The sequence below is a fragment of the Tumebacillus avium genome, assembly GCF_002162355.1.
In the GTDB taxonomy this organism is placed as follows: domain Bacteria; phylum Bacillota; class Bacilli; order Tumebacillales; family Tumebacillaceae; genus Tumebacillus_A; species Tumebacillus_A avium.
In genome coordinates this window covers 4918865-4943026 of sequence record NZ_CP021434.1, presented here as the reverse complement: position 1 = coordinate 4943026, position 24162 = coordinate 4918865, and the positions used below count along the sequence as shown (strand labels likewise).

At 61.8% G+C, this 24162-nt stretch carries 2 protein-coding genes; both read left to right on the top strand.

What is annotated here, in order from left to right:
• Positions 1–15 precede the first annotated feature (15 nt).
• Positions 16–9516, top strand: a complete 9501-nt coding sequence (locus CBW65_RS22930; RefSeq protein ID WP_087458874.1) for a hybrid non-ribosomal peptide synthetase/type I polyketide synthase — start codon at positions 16–18, stop codon at positions 9514–9516.
• A gap of 200 nt (positions 9517–9716) precedes the next feature.
• Positions 9717–24086 carry a hybrid non-ribosomal peptide synthetase/type I polyketide synthase gene (locus tag CBW65_RS22925; protein ID WP_087458873.1) on the top strand — a complete coding sequence of 4790 codons (14370 nt, stop codon included), beginning with the start codon at positions 9717–9719 and terminating at the stop codon, positions 24084–24086.
• Positions 24087–24162: the final 76 nt, after the last annotated feature.

Here is a 24162-nt window from a genome sequence, read left to right as displayed (position 1 = left end):
GAGGGTGGGAAATAAATGGCAGTCTTATATGCATTTCCTGTGTCATTCGCCCAGCAGCGGCTGTGGCTGGCTGACGGCGTGCTGCCAGGGAGTTCGGCGTATCATATCCCGGCTGTGCTTCAGATAGAAGGAGATTTGAATGAGGAGGCATTGGGCCGGGCGCTGACCGAGATCGTGGACCGGCACGAGTCGCTGCGCACGTCGTTTGGCATGCTGGACGGGCAGCTGATGCAGAAAGTGCATACGGAGCGGGAGCAGGAACTGGTCACGGTGGATCTGTGCAACGTTCCTTTGGATGAGCAGCACGCGGCTGTGGAGCGGCTGACGCATGAGGAATTGGTGCGGCCGTTTGATCTTGCAGCGGTGCCGCTGGTGCGGATGACGCTGTACAAGCTGTCGGAGCAAAAGCATGTGCTGATGGTCGTCATACACCATATCGTCTCGGACGGCTGGTCGACCGGCGTGCTGATCCGCGAGCTGTCGGCGCTGTATACGGCGTTTGCGGCCGGAGAGGAGTCGCCGCTTGAACCGTTGGCGATTCAGTATGCAGATTATTCACAATGGCAGCACGACGATCTGGAGACGGGCGTGCTGGACGAGCACATGGCGTATTGGCGGGAGAAGCTGGGCGGCGAGCTGCCGGTGCTGAAGCTGCCAACCGACCGCCCGCGTCCGCCGCACCGAACCGATGCGGGGGATTCTGTGCAGGTGAAACTGTCGCAGGAGCTTTCGGAGCGGATCAAGGAGGCGGGCCGCAAGGAGCAAGCGACGCTGTTTATGACGCTCTTGGCCGCATATCAGGTGTTGTTGTCCCGCTATACGGGGCAGGATGATGTGCTGGTCGGCTCGCCGATCGCCGGGCGGAACCAGCCCGATGTGCACGGACTGATCGGATTTTTCGTAAACAATCTGGTGCTGCGCAGCGACTTGGCTGGCAACCCGACCTTTTTGGAACTGCTGGCTGAGGTGCGCCAGACGGCGCTGGAAGCGTATCAGCATGCGGAAGTGCCGTTTGATATGTTGATTCAGGAACTGGTGCCGGATCGCGACATCAGCGTATCACCGCTGTTCCAGACGATGTTTGTGCTGCGGGATCAGGTCGCGCCGATCGAACTGCCGGGGCTCACGACATCGCTCGTGGATCTGGAAATCAAGGCGGTCAAATATGACCTGGCGCTGGAAGTGATCAACGCGGCAGACGGGCTGTTGATCACGTGGCGGTACAAGACCGATCTGTTTGACCCTGCTACCATCGAACGGATCAGCGCGAACTTCGTAGTGTTGCTTGAAGGCATCGTAAATCATCCGCATGAAAAGGTGGCCTATCTGCCCCTGCTGACCGAGGCGGAGCAGAAGCAAGTCGTGGAAGTCTGGAATGACGGGGCGGAGACGGTGTACCAGGACTTGACGCTGCATGCGTTTTTTGAAGAGCAGGCGGAAAAGACGCCCGACCGCGTGGCGGTGGTGTTCGAAGAGGAAAGCGTGACCTACCGCGAGTTTAACGAGCGGGCGAATCGCCTCGCGTCGCGCTTGCTGAAGCTCGGCGTGCAGGCGAATGAGTTTGTCGGGGTCAGCATGGAGCGTTCGATCGAGATGCTGGTCGCGGTGTACGCGGTGGTCAAAGCGGGCGGGGCGTATGTGCCGATCGACCCGACCAATCCGCCGGAGCGGGTGGCGTACATTTTAGCAGATGCGCAGGTGAATGTACTGCTGACCCAGGAATATTTGCTGGAACGCTTGCCCGACTTGGCCGGGACGCAGGTGATCTGTGTGGATCGGGAGGATTTCTCTGGGGAGAGCGCGGCCAATCCGGCGCTTGCTGTGCCGACCGACGGGCTGGCCTATATGATTTACACCTCCGGCTCGACAGGCAAGCCCAAAGGGGCGATGGTGCCGCACAAAGCGATTGTGAATCAGATCTTGTGGCGGCAGGAGACGTACCGTTTGACCGAGTCGGACCGGATTTTGCAAAAGACGCCGGTGTCGTTTGACGCGTCGGTCTGGGAGCTGTTCTGGGCGCTGATGGTCGGGGCGCGGATCGTCATGGCGCGCTCGGAAGGGCATAAGGACAGCGCGTACCTGCGCGAGGTGATCAAGGAGCAGGGTGTGACGACCTTGCATTTTGTGCCGTCGATGCTGCAGATGTTTGCGGAGGAGAAAGGGATTGAGGAATGCACGTCCTTGCGGCGGATCTTGTGCGGCGGGGAAGCGCTGCCGGCCGACTTGCAGGCGCGGGTGTTTGCGCGGCTGCCACATGTGGAGCTGCACAACCTCTACGGGCCGACCGAAGCGGCGGTCGATGTGACTTATTGGTTCTGTGAGCGGGAGAGTTCTCGCAAGACCGTTCCAATCGGCCGGCATATCGCCAATACGAAGCTGTATGTGCTGGACAAGCATCTGCAGCCGGTGCCGCTTGGGGCGGCCGGAGAGCTGCATATCGGCGGCGTGCAGCTGGCGTACGGCTATCACAACCGGCCGGAACTGACGGCAGAGAAGTTTATCGCCAATCCGTTTGGCGCTGGGAAGCTGTACAAGTCGGGCGACTTGGTGCGATTGCAGCCGGACGGGGTGTTTGAATATCTGGGCCGCTTGGATCATCAGGTGAAGATTCGCGGGTTCCGGGTGGAACTTGGCGAGATCGAGGCCCTCTTGACGCAGCATCCGCAGATTTTGGAAGCGGTGGTGATGCCGAAAGGGGACGGGTTGGCCGCCTATGTGGTGGCCGATAGTTCCGGCGACGCGGTGGACGCACAGGAGTTGCGGCGCTATCTGCAGGAGGCGCTGCCGGTGTATATGGTGCCGGGCTCATTTGCGTTTTTGGAAAAATTGCCGCTGACGCCCAACGGCAAAACAGATCGGCAGAAGCTGGTGGCGCTGGAGACGACAAGCCCGGTGTCGGACGCTCTGTATGTGCCGCCGCAAAGCGAGCTGGAGCAAGGCATCGCCGCGATCTGGCAGGAAGTGCTGGAGGTGGAGCAGGTCGGGCTGTATGACAATTTCTTTGAGCTCGGCGGGCATTCGCTGGCGATCATGCGCGTGCATCGCAGGCTGCAGGAGAAATATGAGTTTGAGATCAGCGTCGTGCAGCTGTTCCAGTATCCGACGGTCAAAGAGCTGGCTGAGCATTTTGCGGCACAGCGACCGGAGGCGGTGCAGGCAGAGGCGGACGCGAACGATGGGGGCAGCAAGAAACAGGATGCACAGCGCACCGGGGAAAAGCAGGATATCGCGGTGATCGGGATGGCCGGGCGGTTTCCGGGGGCGGCCGATGTGGAGTCGTTCTGGCGCAATCTGCAGGATGGGGTGGAGTCGATCCGGCAGTTTTCCGATGAGGAATTGCTGGCGGAGGGGCATGACCCGCATGTGCTGCAGGCTCCCAACTATGTAAAGGCCGGCGGGTATTTGGGCGATATCGAGTATTTTGACGCCGACTTTTTTGGCATCAATCCGCGTGAGGCGGAAGTGATGGACCCGCAGCACCGCATCTTTTTGGAGACGGCTTGGCAGGCGCTGGAGACGGCCGGGTATGACTCGGAAGCGTTTGACGGGGACATCTCGGTGTTTGGCGGGGCGGGCTTAAGCCGTTATCTGCTGGTCAATCTGGTGCCCAATCGCCATCTGGCGGCGTCGGTCGGCGAGCATACGGTGATGATCGGGAACGGGCCGGACCATATGGTCGGACGGGTGGCGTACAAGCTGAACCTGACCGGGATGAGCCATGCGGTGTCGGCGACCTGCTCGACGGGGATGGTGGCGATTCATCAGGCGGCGCAGAGTCTGCGCAATGGCGATTGCGACATGGCGCTGGCCGGCGCGGTGGGCCTTGCGGTGCCGCAGAAGAACGGGTATTTCCATGTCGAAGGCGGGATCTCGTCGCCGGACGGGCATTGCCGGACGTTTGATGCGGATGCGCAGGGCACCGTGCCGGGCAGCGGGGCCGGGATCGTCGTGCTGAAGCGGCTGGAGGATGCGCTGCGCGACGGGGACCGGGTGATGGCGGTGCTGAAAGGCTCGGCGGTCACCAATGACGGGTCGCGCAAAGTCGGCTATACCGCGCCGAGCGTAGACGGGCAGAAAGCGGCGATTTTAAAGGCGCTGGAAAAAGCGGACGTGGAGCCGGAGAGCGTGGCTTATATTGAAGCGCACGGGACGGCGACGCCGCTCGGCGATCCGATCGAGCTGACCGCGTTGACGCAGGCGTATCGGACACTTACGAAGAAGGAGCGGTTTATCGCGATCGGTTCGGTGAAGAGCAACATCGGGCATCTGGATGCGGCGGCCGGGGCGGCCGGATTTATCAAGACGGTGCTGGCGCTGCATCACGGGCAGTTGCCGCCGAGCCTGCATTTCCGCAATCCGAATCCCAAGATCAACTGGGAGCGTTCGCCGTTTTTTGTCAACACAGAGCTGCGCGACTGGAGCCGCGGCGAGCTGCCGCGCCGGGCGGGGGTGTCTTCGTTTGGACTCGGCGGGATGAACTCGCATGCGATCCTGGAAGAGGCTCCGCTGCAGGAGAGCAGTGAGTCTTTGCGTCCGGCGCACCTGCTGGTGCTGTCAGCAAAAACGGAAACGGCGCTGGAAGCGGCGACCGCGAATCTGAAGCAGCACTTGGCGCAGCATCCTGAGCAAAAGCTGGCCGACGTGGCCTTCACACTGCAGTTGGGACGCCGCCCGTTCGCACACCGCCTGGCGCTGGTCGTGACCGGCCACGAAGATGCGCTGGAGGTGCTGGATACCCTGCATCCGCGTCGCCTGATGCAAGGGCATGCCGACCTGACCGATCATGCGCGTCCGGTAGCATTCCTGTTTGCAGGCACAGGCGATCACTATGTGGAAATGGCGTCCGAGCTGTATGAGACGGAGCCTGTTTTCAAGCGTGTGGTCGACCAGTGTTGCGAGATTTTAGAGACGCACTTAAATGTTCAGTTGAAAGAAGTACTATACCCCAATGGGGTGGGCGAAACCCAACGGCCGACAGGCCAGGAAACACCAGCCTTTGACCTGCGCAAGATGCTGCGACGCGAGGAAGGAGCGGACTTGGGGCAGTTGAACCAGACCGAATATGCCCATCCGGCGCTGTTTGTGATCGAGTATGCGCTGACCCAACTTTTGCTGGAATGGGGCATTCGTCCGCAGGCATTGCTCGGCTACTCGCTTGGAGAATATGTCGCCGCTTGCGTGGCAGGCGTGTTTTCGCTGGAGGACGCGCTCGTCTTGGTGGCGCAACGCGCGAAGATGATTCAAGAACTGCCCCAAGGGGCGATGCTGGCGGTGCCGATGGGCGAGGCGGAGCTTCGCCCGCTCTTGAACAGCGACTTGTCGCTGGCAACGGTAAACACGCAGCAGCACTGCGTGGTATCCGGCACCAAAGAAGCGGTTGCCCGCTTGGAACAAACCTTGCTCGCCCAAGGCATCGCCTGCCTGCCGGTGAAGTCGTCACACGCCTTCCACTCGCACATGATGGAAGCGATCGCAGAGCCGTTTGCAGAACTGGTGCGCAGCTTCCAACCGCAGGCACCCAAAACGCCGTTTGTCTCCAATGTCACCGGCACCTGGATCACCGCAGAAGAGGCGACCGACCCGGCGTACTGGGCACGCCACCTCTGTCAGACCGTGCGTTTCGCAGACGGGGTGCGCGAACTATGCCAAGATCCCAATCTGCTCCTGCTGGAGATCGGGCCGGGGCAGACCCTGACCAGTTTTGCCCTGCAGCTGCAAACAAACGGCGAACGCATCGTCCTCCCGACCTTGCGTCCGGCCTACGAAAAGCGCAGCGACACCTCCTTCCTGCTCAGCACGATCGGCCAGCTCTGGCTGTCCGGCGTCGCGGTCAAATGGCCGGGTCTGTACACGCATGAACAACGCCTGCGCGTGCCGCTCCCGACCTATCCGTTCGAGCGCAAACGCTACTGGATTCAAGCGAAAAAAGGCGCGGCTGCCCAGCCCTCTTCCGGCGCACATCTGATCCGGGAAGAGGAAGACACCAGCACCCAAATGCTCGACACCGGCCATGCCCGCCCGCATCTGTCCACCGCGTATGCCGGGGCGACCAATCGCGAAGAGCAGGCGATCATCGGTATCTTCCAAGAGCTGCTCGGCATTCAAGGCGTCGGCATCCACGACAACTTTTTCCAGCTCGGCGGCAACTCGCTGCTTGGCACGCAACTGATGTCGCGCCTGCGCAGCGCATTTGGCATCGACCTGCCCCTGCGCACCTTGTTCGAACGGGAGACGGCAGCCGAACTGGCAGCAATCATCGCGAAGCAGACCGCACCGGCTGCAACCTCTGCCAGCACCCAAACGTCCCAGATCCCGCGCCGCCCGGAAGCCAACTCCCCGCTGTCCTTCTCGCAGGAGCGCATCTGGGTCATGGAACAGCTGGCACCCCATGGGGCGGTCTACAACATCCCGGCCGCCTTGGAGATGACCGGCCCGCTCGATCTCGACCTCCTGACAGAGAGCATCAACGAGGTGATCTCGCGCCACGAAACGCTGCGCAGCACGTTCCGTCTGGCAGACGGCGAGCCTTACGTCGGCTACGCTCCGGAGCTGTCTCTCACGCTTGGCCAGCAGGACCTCCGCGCCCTGCCCGACGAAGAGCGCCGTACGGAAGCAGCCCGCCTCGCAGACGAACTGGCTCGTCAGCCTTTCGACTTGCAGCAAGGCCCGCTGCTCCGCGCCACCGCGATGCGCATGGCGGACGACCGGCACATTCTGGTGCTCGTCATTCACCACATCATCGCTGACGGCTGGTCGCTTGGCGTGCTGATCTCCGAGATCGCCAAGCTCTACGCCGCGTTCTCGCAAGGCACAGCAAGTCCGCTGCCCGAGCTCCCCCTCCAATACGGCGACTTCGCCCATTGGCAAAAGCTGCCCGGGCAGCAGGCCGAACTCCACCGCCATCTGGCCTACTGGAAACAGCAGCTCGGCGACGCACACGAACCGCTCGCCTTGCCGACCGACCGTCCGCGTCCTGCCATGCAGACCTATCGCGGCGCACGTCAAAGCTTCACCTTGTCCAAAGGGCTCTCCGACGCTCTGCAGCAGTTGAGCGCCCGTGAAGGCACAACGCTCTACATGACGCTGCTCGCCGCCTTCCAGTCCCTGCTCGCCCGCTACTCGGGACAGACCGACATCCTCGTCGGCTCGCCGATCGCCGGACGCAGCCTGCGCGAGACGGAAGAGCTGATTGGCGTCTTCGTCAACACCTTGGTGCTGAGAGGGCGCGTCGAGGACGGCCTGACCTTCCAAGACCTGCTGCAACAAGTGCGCCAGACTTCGATCGATGCTTTTGCGCATCAAGATCTGCCGTTCGAAAAACTGGTCGCCGAGCTCCAGCCGGAACGCAACATGGGCGTGTCGCCCTTGTTCCAAGTCATGTTCAATATGCTCAACGCGCCGATGAAGCTGACCGTGCCGGGCGGATTGACCTTGGAGACGGTCGAGCTGAATTCCGGCACGGCCAAGTTCGACATCACCTTGGCGATGAGCGAACGGGAGCATGGCCTGATCGGAGAGTGGGAGTACAACACCGATCTCTTTGACGCCGCCACGATCACCCGGATGATCACGCATTTCCAAACGCTGCTGGAGAGTGTCGTTCAGCGCCCGGAGCAACTTTTGCAAGAGATTCCGCTCCTTTCGCCAGCGGAGCAGCAGATGATGCTTCGCGACTGGAACAACACCGAAGCCGTGTACCGCGAAGATGCCTGCCTTCATCAGCTCTTCGAAGAGCAGGCCGAGCGGACGCCGACTGCGATAGCGCTTGTTTTTGAGGATCAAGAAATCACCTTCGCCCAGCTGAACAGCCGCGCCAACGCGCTTGCCGCACAGCTGCAAGCAATGGGCGTCGGCCCGGATGATCTCGTCGGCATCTGCATGGAGCGGTCGCCGGAAATGGTCATCGCCCTGCTCGCCGCGCACAAAGCGGGCGGCGCGTACCTCCCGCTCGACCCGAACTACCCGCCGGAGCGGCTGGCCTTCATGATCGCCGATGCCAAGCCGAAAGCGATCCTGACCCAGCCCGCTCTTGCCAACCAATTGCCGTCCCAAGACGCGCACGTGCTGGCTGTGACCAGCGAGGAGCGGCACGGGCACGCGCTCCATCCCAACGTTACCAGCCCCGTGCAGCCGGATCATCTCGCCTACATCATCTACACCTCCGGCTCCACCGGTCTGCCCAAAGGCGTCATGGTCACGCACCGCAACGCCGTCAACCACTTCACCGGCATGGATCAAATGGTCGGTTGCACGGCAGACGATGTGATGCTGGCCGTGACCTCGATCGGCTTCGACATCTCCGTCCCGGAGCTGTTCTGGACGATGGCCAGCGGCGCCAAAGTGGTGCTGCTCTCCGAACGGGAAATCATCGAAGCGGGCGTCAGCAACAGCCCGTACTCCTTTCGCGCCCAGCTCGAACGCCACCGCGCGACGATGCTGCAAAGCACGCCGTCCTTCCTCTGGTCGTTTACTTCTAACGCCGAAGGACTGGCTGCCGTTCAGAACCTGCAAAAAATTCTGCTCGGCGGCGAAGCATTGCCCTCCGCATTGGCCGACCGTTTGCACACGCAGACGACCGCCCGCGTCTTCAACCTCTACGGCCCGACCGAAGCGACCGTCTACGCCACCGGCTATGAAGTGCGGGAGAGCGGCTTGACCACCGTTCCGCTTGGCCGTCCGCTCGCCAACTGCGAGCTGTACATCCTCGACCGTCACCTGCAGCCGGTGCCGATCGGCGTCGCCGGCGAACTGCACATCGGCGGCATCGGGGTGACAAAAGGCTACCTGGGGCGCGAGGAGCTGACCGGGGAGCGTTTTATCCCGCATCCGTTTGGCCAAGGTACGCTCTACAAAACGGGCGACCTGGCCAGCTTCCTCCCCGACGGCACGGTGCTTGGCCAGGGACGCCTCGACCAGCAGCTGAAAGTGCGCGGCTACCGCATCGAGCCGGGTGAAGTGGAAGCTGCCCTGCTTGCGCACGACAGCATCCGCGAGGCGGTCGTCATCGCCCGCGACAACACACTGCTCGCTTATGTGGTTGCAGTTGGGGGCATCCTGCCCGAAACTGAGGCGTTGCACAGCTTCCTGCGCGCAACCCTGCCCGCCTACATGGTGCCGGGGCACATCGTGCCGCTCGACCGCCTGCCGCGCACTCCGAACGGCAAAATCGACCGCCGGGCATTGCCCGCACCGTTTGCCGCAGCGCCGCAGCGCGAATACGTCGCGCCGCAAACGCCGACGGAGCGGCTGCTGACCGCGATGTGGGCTGAACTGCTGCAGTTGGAGCCGGAGGTTCTCTCCGTCCACGACAACTTCTTCCACATCGGCGGACACTCGCTGATGGCGACACAGCTGATCGCCCGCGTACAAAAAGAGTTTGGGGTGGCGCTGCCGCTGCGTGACCTGTTCGAAAAAACCACCATCGCCGAACTGGCACAGGCGGTGGAGCAGGCTGATTCGCACCACGAAGCGCAGATCATGCGCCAAGAACGTGTGCGTTCGTCTCGCAAAAGATAATTTTGGAAAGGCAACCTCCGCTCCTTGTTGGATGCGGTCTGGTTGCCTTTTTCATGGAGTTAAAGGGTTAAGATAATTTATTTTGCATTGTCGGATTGCTGGTAAAATAATAAAATGAAATCATATGTATTGAAATTCAGAGAGATAAGACCTCACAATGAGGCTTTGTTTTAACCTGATGAGGAGAGAGGCGAGACGAGATGGCAGAATTCTATGTGTTTCCTGTTTCATTTTCACAGCAACGGCTGTGGTTTATGGATCAACTGATGCCCGGGAGCCCGGCGTATAACATCTCGGCTGCGCTCCGGATGGAAGGCGAATTGAATGCGGAGGCGCTGGAGCGGACGCTGGCCGAGATCGTCAACCGCCACGAGTCCCTGCGTACCGTGTTTGGCCTGGAAGACGGGCAGCCGGTGCAGAAGATCTTTGCCGAGCGCGAGCAGGAACTTCCGCTGATCGACCTGCAGGCACTGCCGGAAACGGCGCGCCGTGCAGAAGCGGAGAAACTGATGGCGGAGGAAGCGTTGCGCCCGTTCGATCTGCAGACGGGGCCGCTGTTGCGCACCACGCTTTTGAAAGTGAATGAGCGGGAGCATGTGCTCCTGATCACGATGCACCATATCATTTCGGACGGCTGGTCGACAGCGATTCTGGTCAACGAACTGAAGGTGCTCTATACAGCGTTTGCGAACGGAGAAGCTTCACCGCTTCCCGAGTTGGAATTTCAATATGCGGAGTTCTCCGACTGGCAGCAGGAAGTGCTGCAAGGCGACTTTTTGGATGGAGATCTCGCCTACTGGCGGGACAAGCTGTCTGGCAACTTGTCGGTGCTGCAACTGCCGACCGACCGTCCGCGCCCGTCGCAGCCGACCGACAAAGGGGCGGCGCTGAAGACGCGTTTGTCCAAAGAGCTGACTGAACAGCTCAAAGAAGCGGGGCGCGGGGAACGCGCGACGCTCTTTATGACCTTGCTCGCCGCATATCAGGTGTTTTTACACCGCTATACGGGGCAGGAGGATATTCTGGTCGGTTCGCCGACAGCCGGTCGCTATCTGGAAGAGGTGGAAGGGCTGATCGGCTTCTTCGTCAACAACCTCGTCCTGCGTGCCGATCTGTCCGGCACGCCAACATTTGCCGAGTTCCTGGCCCAAGTGCGCCAGACGGCACTCGATGCCTTTACTCATGAAAAAGTACCATTTGAGATGCTGGTCAAAGAGCTGCAGCCGGAGCGCAACATGAGCACGACTCCGCTGTTCCAGACGATGTTTGCTTTGAACACGCCCTTGGCTGAAATTTCCTTGCCGGGCCTGACGATGACCCGTTTGGAGCAGGAGAGTCCGGGGGTCAAATTTGACCTGCTCCTCGAGATGGTCGAAGAGGCGGACGGCCTGCTCTGCATCTGGGAGTATAAATCCGATCTGTTCGACGCGCAGACGATCGAGCGAATGGCGGCGAACTTCACCGTGCTGCTCGAAGGCATCGCGGCCGATCCGGCAACAAAAATCGCCGACTTGCCGTTGATGACCGGAGCGGAGAAGCTCCAGGTCGTCGAGATGTGGAATTCGACCGAGCTGCCGTATCCGCAGCAAGATCTGTTGTTGCATCAGCTGTTTGAAGAGCAGGCTGCCAAAACGCCTGATGCGGTCGCGCTGGTCTTTGCAGACGAGACGCTGACCTATCGCGAGCTGAACGAGCGCGCCAACGCACTGGCTTCGCGCTTGCTCAAGCTTGGTGTGCAGCCGGACACGTTTGTTGGCGTCTGCATGGAGCGGTCGCTGGAGTTGGTCGTGTCGCTGTACGGGGTGTTGAAGGCGGGCGCGGCGTACGTGCCGGTCGACCCGACCCTGCCGGCGGAGCGCGTGGCCTATCTGATGGAAGATTCGCAGGTCAATGTCGTGTTGACCCAGCAAAAATTGGCCGGGGAGCTGCCGGTGGTCGAAGGCGCCTTGCTGATCTCCGTCGATGCGGAAGACTGGTCGCAGGAGAGCACAGCCAATCCGGGCGTGGCGATCACACGTGATCATTTGGCGTATATGATCTACACCTCGGGCTCGACAGGCAAACCGAAAGGCGCGATGATCCCGCACAAAGGCGTCGTCAACCGCCTGCTGTGGATGCAGGAAGAGTACGGCCTGACCGCAGCAGACCGCATTTTGCAAAAGACGCCGATGTCGTTTGACGTATCGGTCTGGGAGTTCTTCTGGCCGCTCCTGTTCGGCGCGCGGATGGTGGTGGCGCGTCCGGAAGGGCACAAAGACAGCGCCTACCTGCGCGATCTGATCAAGGAGCAGGGGATCACCACGCTGCATTTTGTGCCGTCGATGTTCCAGATTTTTGTTGAGGAAAAAGGGCTGGAAGCCTGCACCTCGCTGCGCCGCATCTTCTGCAGCGGCGAAGCATTGCCGTTCGATCTGCAAAAGCGCTCCTTCACGCGCCTGCCGCATGTGGAGCTGCACAACTTGTACGGGCCGACCGAAGCGTCGATCGACGTTTCGTATTGGGCTTGTGAAAAAGACACGACCCGCCTGACCGTGCCGATCGGCCGTCCGGTGGCGAACACGCAGCTGTACGTGCTGGATGCAGGTTTGCGTCCGGTGCCGATCGGTGTGGCCGGCGAGCTGCACATCGGCGGCGTGCAACTGGCGCGCGGCTATCACAACCGCCCGGAGCTGACGGCGGAGAAGTTTATTGAGAATCCGTTTGGCGCAGGCAAGCTTTATAAAACAGGCGACTTGGTGCGCTTCATGTCGGACGGCGTGATCGAGTATCTGGGCCGTCTGGATCACCAAGTAAAAATTCGCGGGTTCCGCATTGAGCTCGGCGAGATCGAAGCTCTGCTCGCCCAGCAGGAAAGCGTGCGCGAGGCGGTCGTGATGGCCAAAGGCGACACCTTGGCTGCGTTTGTTGTGGCTGAGGAGTCGTTGACGGCACAAGATCTGCGCCGCTTTTTGCAAGAACAGCTGCCGGGGTATATGGTGCCGAACACCTTTACCTTCTTGCCGGAACTGCCGGTCACGCCAAACGGCAAGGCCGACCGCAAGGCGCTGCTCGACCTCGTGCAGGCGGAGAAACGCCCCGAGCAGGAGTATGTGCAGCCGCAAAGCGAGCTGGAGCAGCAGATCGCGGCGATCTGGCAGGATGTGCTGGGCGTCGAGCGCGTCGGGCTGTATGACAACTTCTTTGACCTCGGCGGGCATTCGCTGCTGATCATGCAGGTGCATCGCCGCCTGCAGGAAGAGTATGACTTCGACATCACCGTGGTGCAGATGTTCCAGTATCCGACGGTGAGCATGCTGGCCGACTTCCTCAGCCAGCAGAACGAGCAGGACTCGGCACAGCCGGACCGCGCCGAACTACGCAAGGCGGCACGGAGCGCCGGGCGCAACGACATCGCCGTCATCGGGGTGGCCGGGCGTTTTCCGGGCGCCAATGATGTGGCGGAGTTCTGGGAGAACCTGCGCGACGGCGTGGAGTCGATCACGCATTTCACCGATGAAGAGCTGATCGCGGAAGGGCACGACCCGCAGATGCTGCAGGCGCCCAACTATGTAAAAGCTGCCGGGGTGCTCAACGACATCGAGTGGTTTGATGCGGATTTCTTTGGCATCAACCCGCGCGAGGCGGAGATCATGGACCCGCAGCACCGCATCTTTTTGGAGACGGCGTGGGAGGCCTTGGAGACGGCCGGGTATGACTCGGAAGCGTATGACGGGGCGATCTCCGTCTATGCGGGCACAGGGCTGAGCCACTATCTGCTGTTCAACCTGATGCCAAACAAGGAGATTCTCGCTTCGATCGGCCAACTGCCGGTGCTGATCGGCAACGGGACCGATCATCTGGCGGCACGGGTGGCGTACAAGCTGAACCTGAAAGGGGCCTCGCTTGGCGTTTCCACCGCGTGCTCGACCGCTTTGGTGTCGATCCATCTGGCCTGCCAGAGCTTGCTGAACGGCGAATGCGATATGGCGATGGCCGGCGGCGTGTCGGTGGCGGTGCCGCAGAAGAACGGGTATTTCCACGTCGAAGGCGGCATTTCGTCGCCGGACGGGCATTGCCGCGCGTTTGATGCCAACGCGCAAGGCACGGTGCCGGGCAGCGGGGCAGGCGTTGTGGTGCTGAAGCGCCTCGACGATGCGCTGCGCGACGGCGACCACATCATGGCGGTCGTCAAAGGCTCGGCGGTCAACAACGACGGATCGCAAAAAGTCGGCTATACCGCGCCGAGCGTGGAAGGCCAGTCGGCCGTCATCTCGGAAGCCTTGGCGATGGCAGATGTGCATCCGGAGACGGTTTCTTACATCGAAGCGCACGGGACGGCAACGCCGCTCGGCGATCCGATCGAGATGACCGCGCTGACCCAGGCTTACCGCAAGCACACCGAAGCGGCGAACTACTGCGCGATCGGTTCGGTGAAGAGCAACATCGGCCACCTCGATGCGGGGGCAGGTGCGGCTGGTTTTATCAAAACGGTGTTGTCTTTGTACAATGAAGCGCTGCCGCCGAGCCTGCATTTTGAGACGCCCAACCCGAAGATCGACTGGGAGCGTACCCCGTTCTTCGTCAACGCCGAGCTCCGCGAATGGAGCCGCGGGGAAGAGCCGCGCCGCGCGGGCGTGTCTTCGTTTGGTCTGGGCGGCAACAACGCCCATGCTGTGCTGGAAGAAGCGCCGCTGCAAGTGAGCGACCCGTCCGGCCGTGCCGCGCACCTGCTGGTGCTGTCCGCGAAGACGGAAGGTGCCTTGGAAGCTGCGACCGCCAACCTGAAGGCGCATTTGCTGCAGCACCCTGAGCAGAATTTTGCAGATGTGATCTACACCATGCAGGCCGGCCGCCGTGCGTTTGAGCACCGCCGCGCCATCGTTGTCAGCGGGCGTGAAGATGCGCTGGAGGTGCTCGACACGCTCCATCCGCGCCGTCTCCTGAACGGCTACCGCAATCCGAAGGCGCCGGCCCGTCCGGTCGCGTTCCTCTTTGCAGGCACTGGCGACCACTATGTGAACATGGCGGCAGAGCTGTATAAGTCGGAGCCGACTTTTAAGAAGATTGTCGACGAGTGCAGTGAGCTGTTAAAACCGCACTTGGGCTTAGACTTGCGCGACATCTTGTACCCTGAAACCGCGCAGACGAACAGCGATTCCGACAAGTTGGCAACGGCTGACAGCGCACCGGCGTTCGACCTGCGCAAAATGTTGCGCCGCGACAGTGAGTCCAACCCGCAGGCGGACAAGCTCAACCGCACCGAGTACGCCCACCCGGCGCTCTTCGTGATCGAGTATGCCTTGACCCAACTCCTGCAAGAGTGGGGCATCCGTCCGCAGTCCCTGATCGGCTACTCTCTGGGCGAATACGTGGCAGCCTGTGTCGCCGGCGTCTTCTCGCTGGAAGACGCGCTGACCCTCGTCGCCAAGCGCGCCAAGCTGATCCAAGCGCTTCCGAACGGCTCGATGCTCGCCGTGCCGCTGAGCCCGGCCGATATCGAACCAATGCTTGGCGACTCCTTGTCCTTGGCGACGATCAACACGCCGAACCACTGCGTCGTCTCCGGCCCGACCGAAGCGATCGCCGAACTGGAACAGACTTTGCTTGGACGCCAGATCGCCTGCCTGCGCGTGCAATCGTCCCATGCGTTCCACTCGCAGATGCTGTCGCCGATCGCCGGAGAATTTACCGAACTGGTCGCAAGCTTTGCGCCGCAAGCGCCGCACACGCCGTTCGTCTCTAACGTCACCGGCACCTGGATCACGGCAGAAGAAGCGACCGATCCGTCCTACTGGGCGCGCCACATGTGCCAGACGGTGCGCTTTGCTGACGGCATCAACGAACTGCGCCAAGACCCGAACCTGGTGCTGCTGGAGATCGGCCCCGGTCAGACTCTGACCTCGTTTGCCCTCCAGCAACTGGCCGACCGCCTCGTGCTGCCGACCTTGCGCCCGTCTTACGAAAAGCGCAGCGACCTGCAGTTCCTGCTCGGCACCGCCGGTCAGCTCTGGCTCTCCGGCGTCCAGCTCGACTGGCAAGGCCTGTATGCGCATGAAAAGCGCCTGCGCCTGCCGCTCCCGACCTATCCGTTTGAGCGCAAACGCTACTGGATCGACGCCAAGCCGCAGCATGCCGCCGCGCCGACAGCTCAACCCGCGCTGCACCAGAGCGGTGAAACGGCTGTTCAACAAAATCAGACCAGCCAAGCGGTCCACGCCCGTCCGCAGCTGGCGACCGCGTACGTTGAAGCGACAAACGATTTTGAACGAGCGGTCATCGCGATCTACCAGCACCTGCTCGGCATCGAAGGCGTCGGCATCCACGACAGCTTCTTCCAGCTCGGCGGCAACTCCCTGCTCGGCACGCAGCTCGTCTCGCGCCTGCGCAGCGTGTTTGGCGTCGATGTGCCGCTGCGCACGCTGTTCGAAGCGGAAACGGCAGCCGAACTCGCCGCCGCCGTCCAAGCCAAAGGCGGCGTGATCAGCGGAACTGCTGCCGCCACCGTGCCTGCCGAACTGCAGATCCCGCGCCGTCCTGAAGGCGCAGTGCCGCTGACGTTCGCCCAAGAGCGCATCTGGGTGATGGAACAGCTCGAACCGGGCGGTGCCGCGTACAACATCCCGCTCGCCGTGGAGATGAACGGGCAGCTCGACCTGACTGTCTTGGCCCGCTGCATCAACGAAGTCATCTCCCGTCACGAGACGTTGCGCACCACCTTCAAGACGGCAGGAGGCAAGCCGGTCGTCGAATTCACGTCCGAGCTGACGATCGAAGTTGGCCTCGAAGATCTGACCGGCCTCGCCGCATCTGAAATCACAGCGGCTGAGAACCAGCTCGCATTCGATCTGGCCCGCCAGCCGTTCGACCTGCAGCAAGGCCCGCTCCTGCGTGCCACGGCGATCCGCACGGCGGAAGACCGCCATGTGCTGGTGCTGATCATCCATCACATCATCGCCGACGGCTGGTCGCTGGGCGTGCTGATCCGCGAGATCGCCGCGCTTTACGCCGCGTTCTCCCAAGGACAGACTTCGCCGCTCGCCGAACTCGCCATCCAATACAGCGACTTCGCGCATTGGCAAAAGACGCCCGAGCAGCAGGCGGCGCTCGATGATCATCTGGCGTACTGGACGGAGCAGCTCAGCGGCTCGATCGAACCGCTCGCCCTGCCGACCGACCGTCCGCGTCCGGTCAACCAGACGTTCACCGGCGCGACCGAGTCGTTCTATGTCTCCGAAGAGCTGACGTCCGCGCTGCAAGACCTGAGCAAGCAAGAAGGCACCACGCTCTTCATGACGCTGCTCGCCGCGTACAAAACAATGCTCGCCCGCTATACGGGGCAGACCGACATCCTGATCGGCTCGCCGGTCGCCAACCGCAACCAGCGCGAAGTCGAAGAGCTGATCGGCGTCTTCATCAACACGCTTGTGCTGCGCAGCCAGGCCGAAGGGCAAACGACGTTCCGCGAGTTCCTGCAAAACGTGCGTCAGACCACCCTCGACGCGATGGCGCACAGCGAACTGCCGTTTGAAAAATTGGTCGAAGAGCTCCAGCCGGAGCGCAACACCGCCTACTCGCCGCTGTTCCAGGCGATGTTCAACATGCTGAATGCGCCGCTCGCGCTGAGCATGCCGGGCTTGACCCTGGAATCGAAAGAGTTGAATGCGGGCACGGCGAAATTTGACATCACCTTGACCATGCGCGAGACGGAAAAAGGTCTTTACGGCGAGTGGGAGTACAACACCGATCTCTTTGATGCCGAAACGATCACCCGCATGATCGACCACTTCCAGACCCTGCTCGCAGGCATCGCCGCGAATCCGGAGCAGACACTTGCCGCCTTGCCGCTGCTGGGCGAAGCGGAGCAGCAAAAGATGCTTCGCGACTGGAACGACACAGGAGCGGCAGAAGGACCGGAACTCTGCATCCACCAGCTCTTCGAAGCGCAGGTGGAGCGCACGCCGGATGCGACCGCGCTTGTTTTTGAAGATCGCGAACTTTCCTTCCGCGAACTGAACAACCGCGCCAACCATGTCGCCGCCCGCCTGCAGGCAATGGGCGTCGGATCGGATGATCTCGTCGGCATCTATATGGAGCGTTCGCTGGAAATGATCACCGCTCTGCTTGCCGTGCACAAGGCAGGCGGCGGTTACCTGCCGCTCGACCCGAGCTATCCGCAGGACCGGCTGGCGTTCATGATCGAAGACGCAGCGCCGAAAGTGCTGTTGACCCAAGACGCGCTCTCCGATCAACTGCCGCCGCATGGAGCGCAAGTGCTGACCGTTACAGAAGAAACACCGGCAAGCGAACTGCCGAACCCGACCAGCAACACCCAGCCGGAGCATCTCGCCTACATCATCTATACCTCCGGCTCCACAGGCAAACCGAAAGGCGTCATGGTCGAGCACCGCAACGCGTACCGTTTCTTCCTCGGCATGGACGGCACGATCGGCTGCGGGGCAGGGGACGCGATGCTCGCCGTCACCTCGATCGGCTTTGACATCTCCGTCCTGGAACTGTTCTGGACGCTGACCCGGGGCGCAAAAGTTGTGCTGATGACCGAACAGGAAGTCATCGAAGCGGGCGTGTCGTTCAGCGACTATTCGCTGAAAAACCAACTCGTCCGCCACAACGCGACGATGCTCCAGTGCACCCCGTCGCTGATGGGCATGATCACTGCGACGGCAGAAGGCATCAACGCTTTGCACGGTCTGCAAAAGATCCTGCTCGGCGGCGAAGCGATGCCGCTTGCGCTGGCCCGTCTGTTAAAACAGGAGACGGACGCGCGCCTGTTCAACATGTACGGCCCGACCGAAGCGACCGTCTGGGCTACCGTGTACGAAGTGACCGCGCCGGAAGCGTTGACGACGATCCCGCTGGGTCGTCCGATCACCGGCTACACGCTGTACATTCTGGATGAACAACTGCAACCGGTGCCGGTCGGCGTTGGCGGCGAGCTGCACATCGGCGGCGCCGGCGTCACGCGCGGCTATCTCGGCCGCCCGGAACTGACGGCGGAGCGCTTCATTCAGAATCCGTTTGGCACAGGACTGCTCTACAAAACGGGCGACCTCGCCTCGTACCTCCCGGACGGGTCGGTCAAGTTCCTCGGCCGCCTCGACCACCAGGTCAAGCTGCGCGGCTACCGCATTGAGCTGGGCGAGATCGAAACCCGCCTCGCCGAGCATGAGACGATCCGCGAAGCGGTCGTCATCGCCCGCGACAACAACCTGATCGCCTACGTGGTCACCGAAAACGGCCACGAACCGCAGACGGCGCTCTTGCGCGAACTGCTGCGTGAGACCTTGCCCGACTACATGGTGCCGTCGGCGTTTGTGCATCTGGAAGCGATGCCGCTCACGCCAAACGGCAAAGTCGACCGCAAAGCATTGCCTGCGCCGGACGGCCTGAGCATCAGCGCCGAGCAAGCGTACGTCCCGCCGTCCACGACGCTTGAGTTCGCCTTGACCACGATCTGGAGCGAAGTCCTGCGCACCGACAAAGTCGGCGTCAACGATGACTTCTTTGCCCGCGGCGGCCACTCGCTTCTGGCGACGCAGCTCGTCTCGCGGATCATTTCCGATCTGGGCATGACGATCACCTTGCGCGACGTGTTTAACAAGCCGACGATCCGCGACATGGCGCGCCTGTTGCAAAATCAAACGGAAGGCCAGCCGGCCGAACTCGCGCCGGTGCTGCCGGGCTCCCGCGAACGTGAGCGTGAAGCATCCTACTCGCAGCAGCGCCTCTGGTTCCTCGAACAGCTGGAGCCGGACACGGTGGCGCACAACGTGCCGGAGATCCTGCGCATCCAAGGCACGCTCGACCTCGCTGCCGTTGAAAAAAGCCTGCAGACGATGTTCCGCCGCCATGACATCCTGCGTTCGAACTTCGTCGACCGCGACGGACAGGCGGTGCAGCAGATCAAGCCGGCCGACGAGTTTACGTATCACCTGAATCTGGTCGACCTGACCCATCTGCCGCAGGAAGAGCGCTACGCCGCAGCGGAGCGCATCGCCGAAGAGGTGACCAACACGCCGTTCGACTTGAGCCGCGACCTGCTCGTGCACTTGAAATTGGTCAAAATCAGCGACGACGACTATGTGGCGGCTCCGGTCTTCCACCACATCATCACCGATGCCTGGTCGATGGGCGTCTTCTTCCAAGAGCTGCAGATGCATTACGAAGCGATCACGCAAGGGGAAGAGCTCGACCTGCCAGAGCCGGTCCTGCAATTCTCCGACTACGCGGTCTGGCACCGCGACTGGCTGGCCGGGGAGAGCCTGCAGGCGCAGCTGGCGTACTGGCAAGAGCAGCTCAAAGGCGATCTGCCTGTGCTGCAGTTGCCTTCCGACCGCCCGCGTCCGCAAGATCGGACTTACGAAGGCAGCCACCACTCGCTGCACCTGCCGATGGAGTTGACGCACAAGCTGCACCGCTTCTGCCAGCAGGAAGGCACAACGATGTACATGATGCTGCTCACGGCGTACAAGACGCTGTTGCACCTGTACTCGGGGCAGACCGACATCCTTGTCGGCTCGCCGATCGCCAACCGTCAGAAAAAAGAACTGGAAGAGCTGATCGGCTTCTTCGTCAACACGCTGGTCATGCGCACCGAGATCAACTCGGAGCTGACCTTCCGCGAACTGTTGCAGCGCGTGCGCAGCATGGCGCTCGACGCCTATGCCAACCCGGACGTGCCGTTTGAAAAGCTGGTCGAGAAGCTGGCCCCGAAGCGCAGCCTCAGCCACACGCCGATCTTCCAGACCATGTTCACCTTGCAAAATCCGAACCGGGGCGGCAAGCAAAGCTTGCAGATGCCGGGCATGTCGATGGAAGCGGCCGGCCTCAAGCTGACCCGTCTTGGCGTCGAAAAGAAAACGGCCCAGTTCGACCTGCAACTGCTCATGGCGGACGGCGAAGACGGTCTGCGCGCCGAGTTCGAATACAGCTCCGAGCTGTTCGACGAAGCGACGATCGTCCGCATGGCGGAGCACTTCCAGCTTCTGCTCGAGCACATCGTCGAAGCGCCGCACGCGAAAATCACCCACCTGCATCCGTTCACCGGCGGCGAAGCGGACCGCCTGTTCTCGAAGCGTCTGATCCATCTGCCGCAAGCACAGCCGCGTCAGCAGGATGTCCAGCCGGCCTTCCTCGCGCCGCGCACGCCGCTGGAAACAGAACTGACGCAGATTTTCCAAAGTGTCTTTGGGTTTGAGAAGATCGGGGTGCAGGATGACTTCTTTGAGCTTGGCGGCCACTCGCTGCTGGCGACCCGCGCCATCTCGCGCATCAATCAGCAGTTTGACGTGCGACTGCCGCTGCGTGCGCTGTTCGAAACGCCGACGATCGCCGGACTCGCCAAACTGATCGAGGGAGGCGTGAGCGTCAGCGGGGCGCCGGAGCTGGCTCCGATCCTGCCGGTGGCGCGCGACGGGCATCTGCCGCTGTCGTTTGCGCAGGAGCGCCTCTGGTTCCTCGACCAGTTGGAGCCGGGCACTTCGTCGTACAACATTCCGGTCGCCTTGCGCCTGCAAGGGACGCTTGATGAAGACGCGCTCCTGCAGAGCTTCCAGGCGCTGGTCCAGCGTCACGAAGCGCTGCGCACAACGTTCCACAACGCACAGGGCCAGCCCCAGCAGGTGATCGTAGAATCGCTTGCCATTACGCTTCCGGTGCTGGAAGTTGCAAGCGTTGAAGCAGCCCGCCAAGCGGCGCAGGAAGAGGCCCAAGCGCCGTTCGATCTGCTCCATGGCCCGCTCTTGCGCGTGAAGCTGCTGCGCATCGACGCGGAAGATCATCTGCTCCTCGTCACCTTGCACCACATCATCACCGACGAGTGGTCGATGAGCATCCTGATCGACGAGATGGCAGCTTTCTACCGCGACTATGCGGCAGGCAAAACGCCGTTCCCGATGGAACTGCCGATCCAGTATGCCGACTACTCGGCATGGCAGCGCGAACGCCTGCAAGGGGAGTACATGCAACAGGAGCTTGGATACTGGAAACAGCAGCTCGGCGGCGACCGTGCCGTCCTGCAGCTGCCGACCGACTATCCGCGCCCGGCGGTGCTGACCAACAACGGCGCGAGCATCTCCTTCTCCTTGAGCCAATCCTTGTCGGAGCAGCTGAGCCTGCTCAGCCGTCAGGAAGGCGCGACGCTGTACATGACGCTGCTCACCGCGTTTAACACCTTGCTGCACCGTTACACCGGCCAGGAAGACATCCTCGTCGGCTCGCCGATCTCTGTGCGGGGCCGGGAAGAAGTCGAACCGCTGATCGGATTTTTCGTTAACACCTTGGTGCTGCGCACCAACTTGAGCGGCATGCCGAGCTTCCGCAGCCTGCTCGCCCGCGTCCGTCAGACGGCGCTGGAAGCGTATGCGCATCAGGAAGTTCCGTTCGAGAAGCTGGTCGAAGAGCTGCAGCCGGAGCGCAACATGAACTACTCGCCGCTGTTCCAGGCGATGTTCACGCTGCAAAACGCGCCGCGCGGCACGCTGGAGGCACAGGGCCTGCGCCTGACGCCGGAGCCGATCGACAGCGCGACGGCGAAGTTCGAACTGAGCTTGACGATGATCGAAACTCAAGACGGCTTGACGGCGATGCTCGAGTACAACACCGATCTGTTCGCCGCCGACACCATCGAACGCATGGCCGGGCATCTGGAAGCCCTGCTCAGCGACATCGTGGCCCGTCCGGACGCCAGACTGACCGATCTGCAGATGATCACGGCAGCCGAGGAGCAGCAATTGCTCCACGAGTGGACAGAAATCAAAGCGCCGCCGGCCGAACTGAAATGCTTCCATCAGCTCTTTGCTGAACAAGCGGCCCGCACGCCGGACGCAGAAGCGGTGATCACGTCAAGCGAGCGCCTGACCTACCGCGAACTCGACGAGCGCGCCAACAGACTGGCGCATTACCTGCAGAAGCAGGGCGTTGGCCCGGAATCCTTGGTTGCGCTCTGCCTGGAACGCACCTCGTGGATGGTCACATCGGTCCTCGCCGTGCTGAAAGCGGGCGGCGCTTACGTGCCGATCGACCCGACCTATCCGCCGGAGCGCATCGCCACGATGCTTGGCGTCTGCACCCCGCCGCTCTTGCTCACCGATCAGGATATGGAGTGGGAGACTCATGCCCGCGTCCTGCCGATCGCAGATGTGGCTGGCGAGATCGCAGCCGAGCCGGCAGATTGCCCGCCGAGCAGCGTGCAGCCGCACAACCTCGCCTACATCATCTTCACGTCCGGCACGACCGGCGTGCCTAAAGGCGTGATGATCCAGCACGATACGCTGCACACCGTCAGTGAGAGCTGGTTCGGACAGTTCGGCATGGAAGCGTTCAACCCGCGCAGCCTGCAGGTGGCGTCGATGTCGTTTGACGTCTTCGTCTGTGACATGATCCTCTCGCTGCTGACCGGCGGTGCGCTGGTGATCTGCCCGAATGAGACCCGACTGGATCTCGACGGCTTGTACCGAGTGATCCAGGAGGAACATGTCGACCTGCTCAACGCGACGCCGGGCCTGGTCGTGCCGCTGATGGAGCACATCTGGCAGAACCAACTGCCGCTGGGCGACCTGAAACTGGTGCTCGTCGGCTCCGATGCGTTTGCGTCGGCCGATTATCTCACGCTGCTCGAACGCTTTGGCGACCGCATCCGCATCGCCAACTGCTACGGCATCACCGAGACGACGATCGACTCCTCCAACTTCGAAGCCAAACACGGCGAGTACGATCCGCGCTGGTCAGGCATCGTGCCGATCGGCCGCCCGATCGACAACACGCGGATGTACATCCTCGACCGCAACATGAAGCCGGTGCCGATCGGCATCGCCGGAGAACTGTACATCGGCGGCTCCGGCGTGGGACGCGGGTACTACAACCGCCCGGATGCGACCCAAGAGAGCTTCCTGCAGAGCCCCTTTGTGCCGGGTGAGCGCCTCTACCGCACCGGCGACCTGGCGCGCTGGCTGCCCGACCGCATCGTGCAATACCTCGGCCGCCTCGACCATCAGGTCAAGCTGCGCGGCTTCCGCATCGAGCTGAGCGAGATCGAAGCGGTGCTGAACGACCATCCGTCTGTCACCCGCTCCGTGGTCAGCGTCTGGGAGAACGACCTCGCCGCGTACTTCACCGGCGACGATGTGACGGCCGCCGAACTGCGCCGCTACCTCAAAGAGCGTCTGCCGGGCCACATGGTGCCGGGCTACTACCTGCAGCTCGACCAACTGCCGTTGTCTCCGAACGGCAAAGTCGACCGCAAAGCCCTGCCGATGCCGGAGCGCGGGCAGCGCGAAGCGGAGTATGTCGCACCGTCCACGCCGACAGAAGAACAACTCGTGCAGATCTGGTCGGAGCTGCTCAAGCTCGACAAGATCTCTGTGCACGACAACTTCTTCCATCTCGGCGGACATTCGCTGCTCGCCACGCAGCTGGTGTCCCGTGTGCAGACCGATTTCCAGGTCAGCCTGAACCTGCGCGACCTCTTTGAAAAAACCACCATCGCCGAACTCGCGCAGGCTGTCGACGCCGCCGAGAAAGTCGTGGTGGAAGAAACGGTCATCAAGCGCCGCGAGCGCACGCGAAAAAAATAAGCAAACGAGAAAATAAGCAAACAAAGAAAACCCAGTATATCCTACTGGGTTTTCTTGTTTTACAATAAGGGTATTG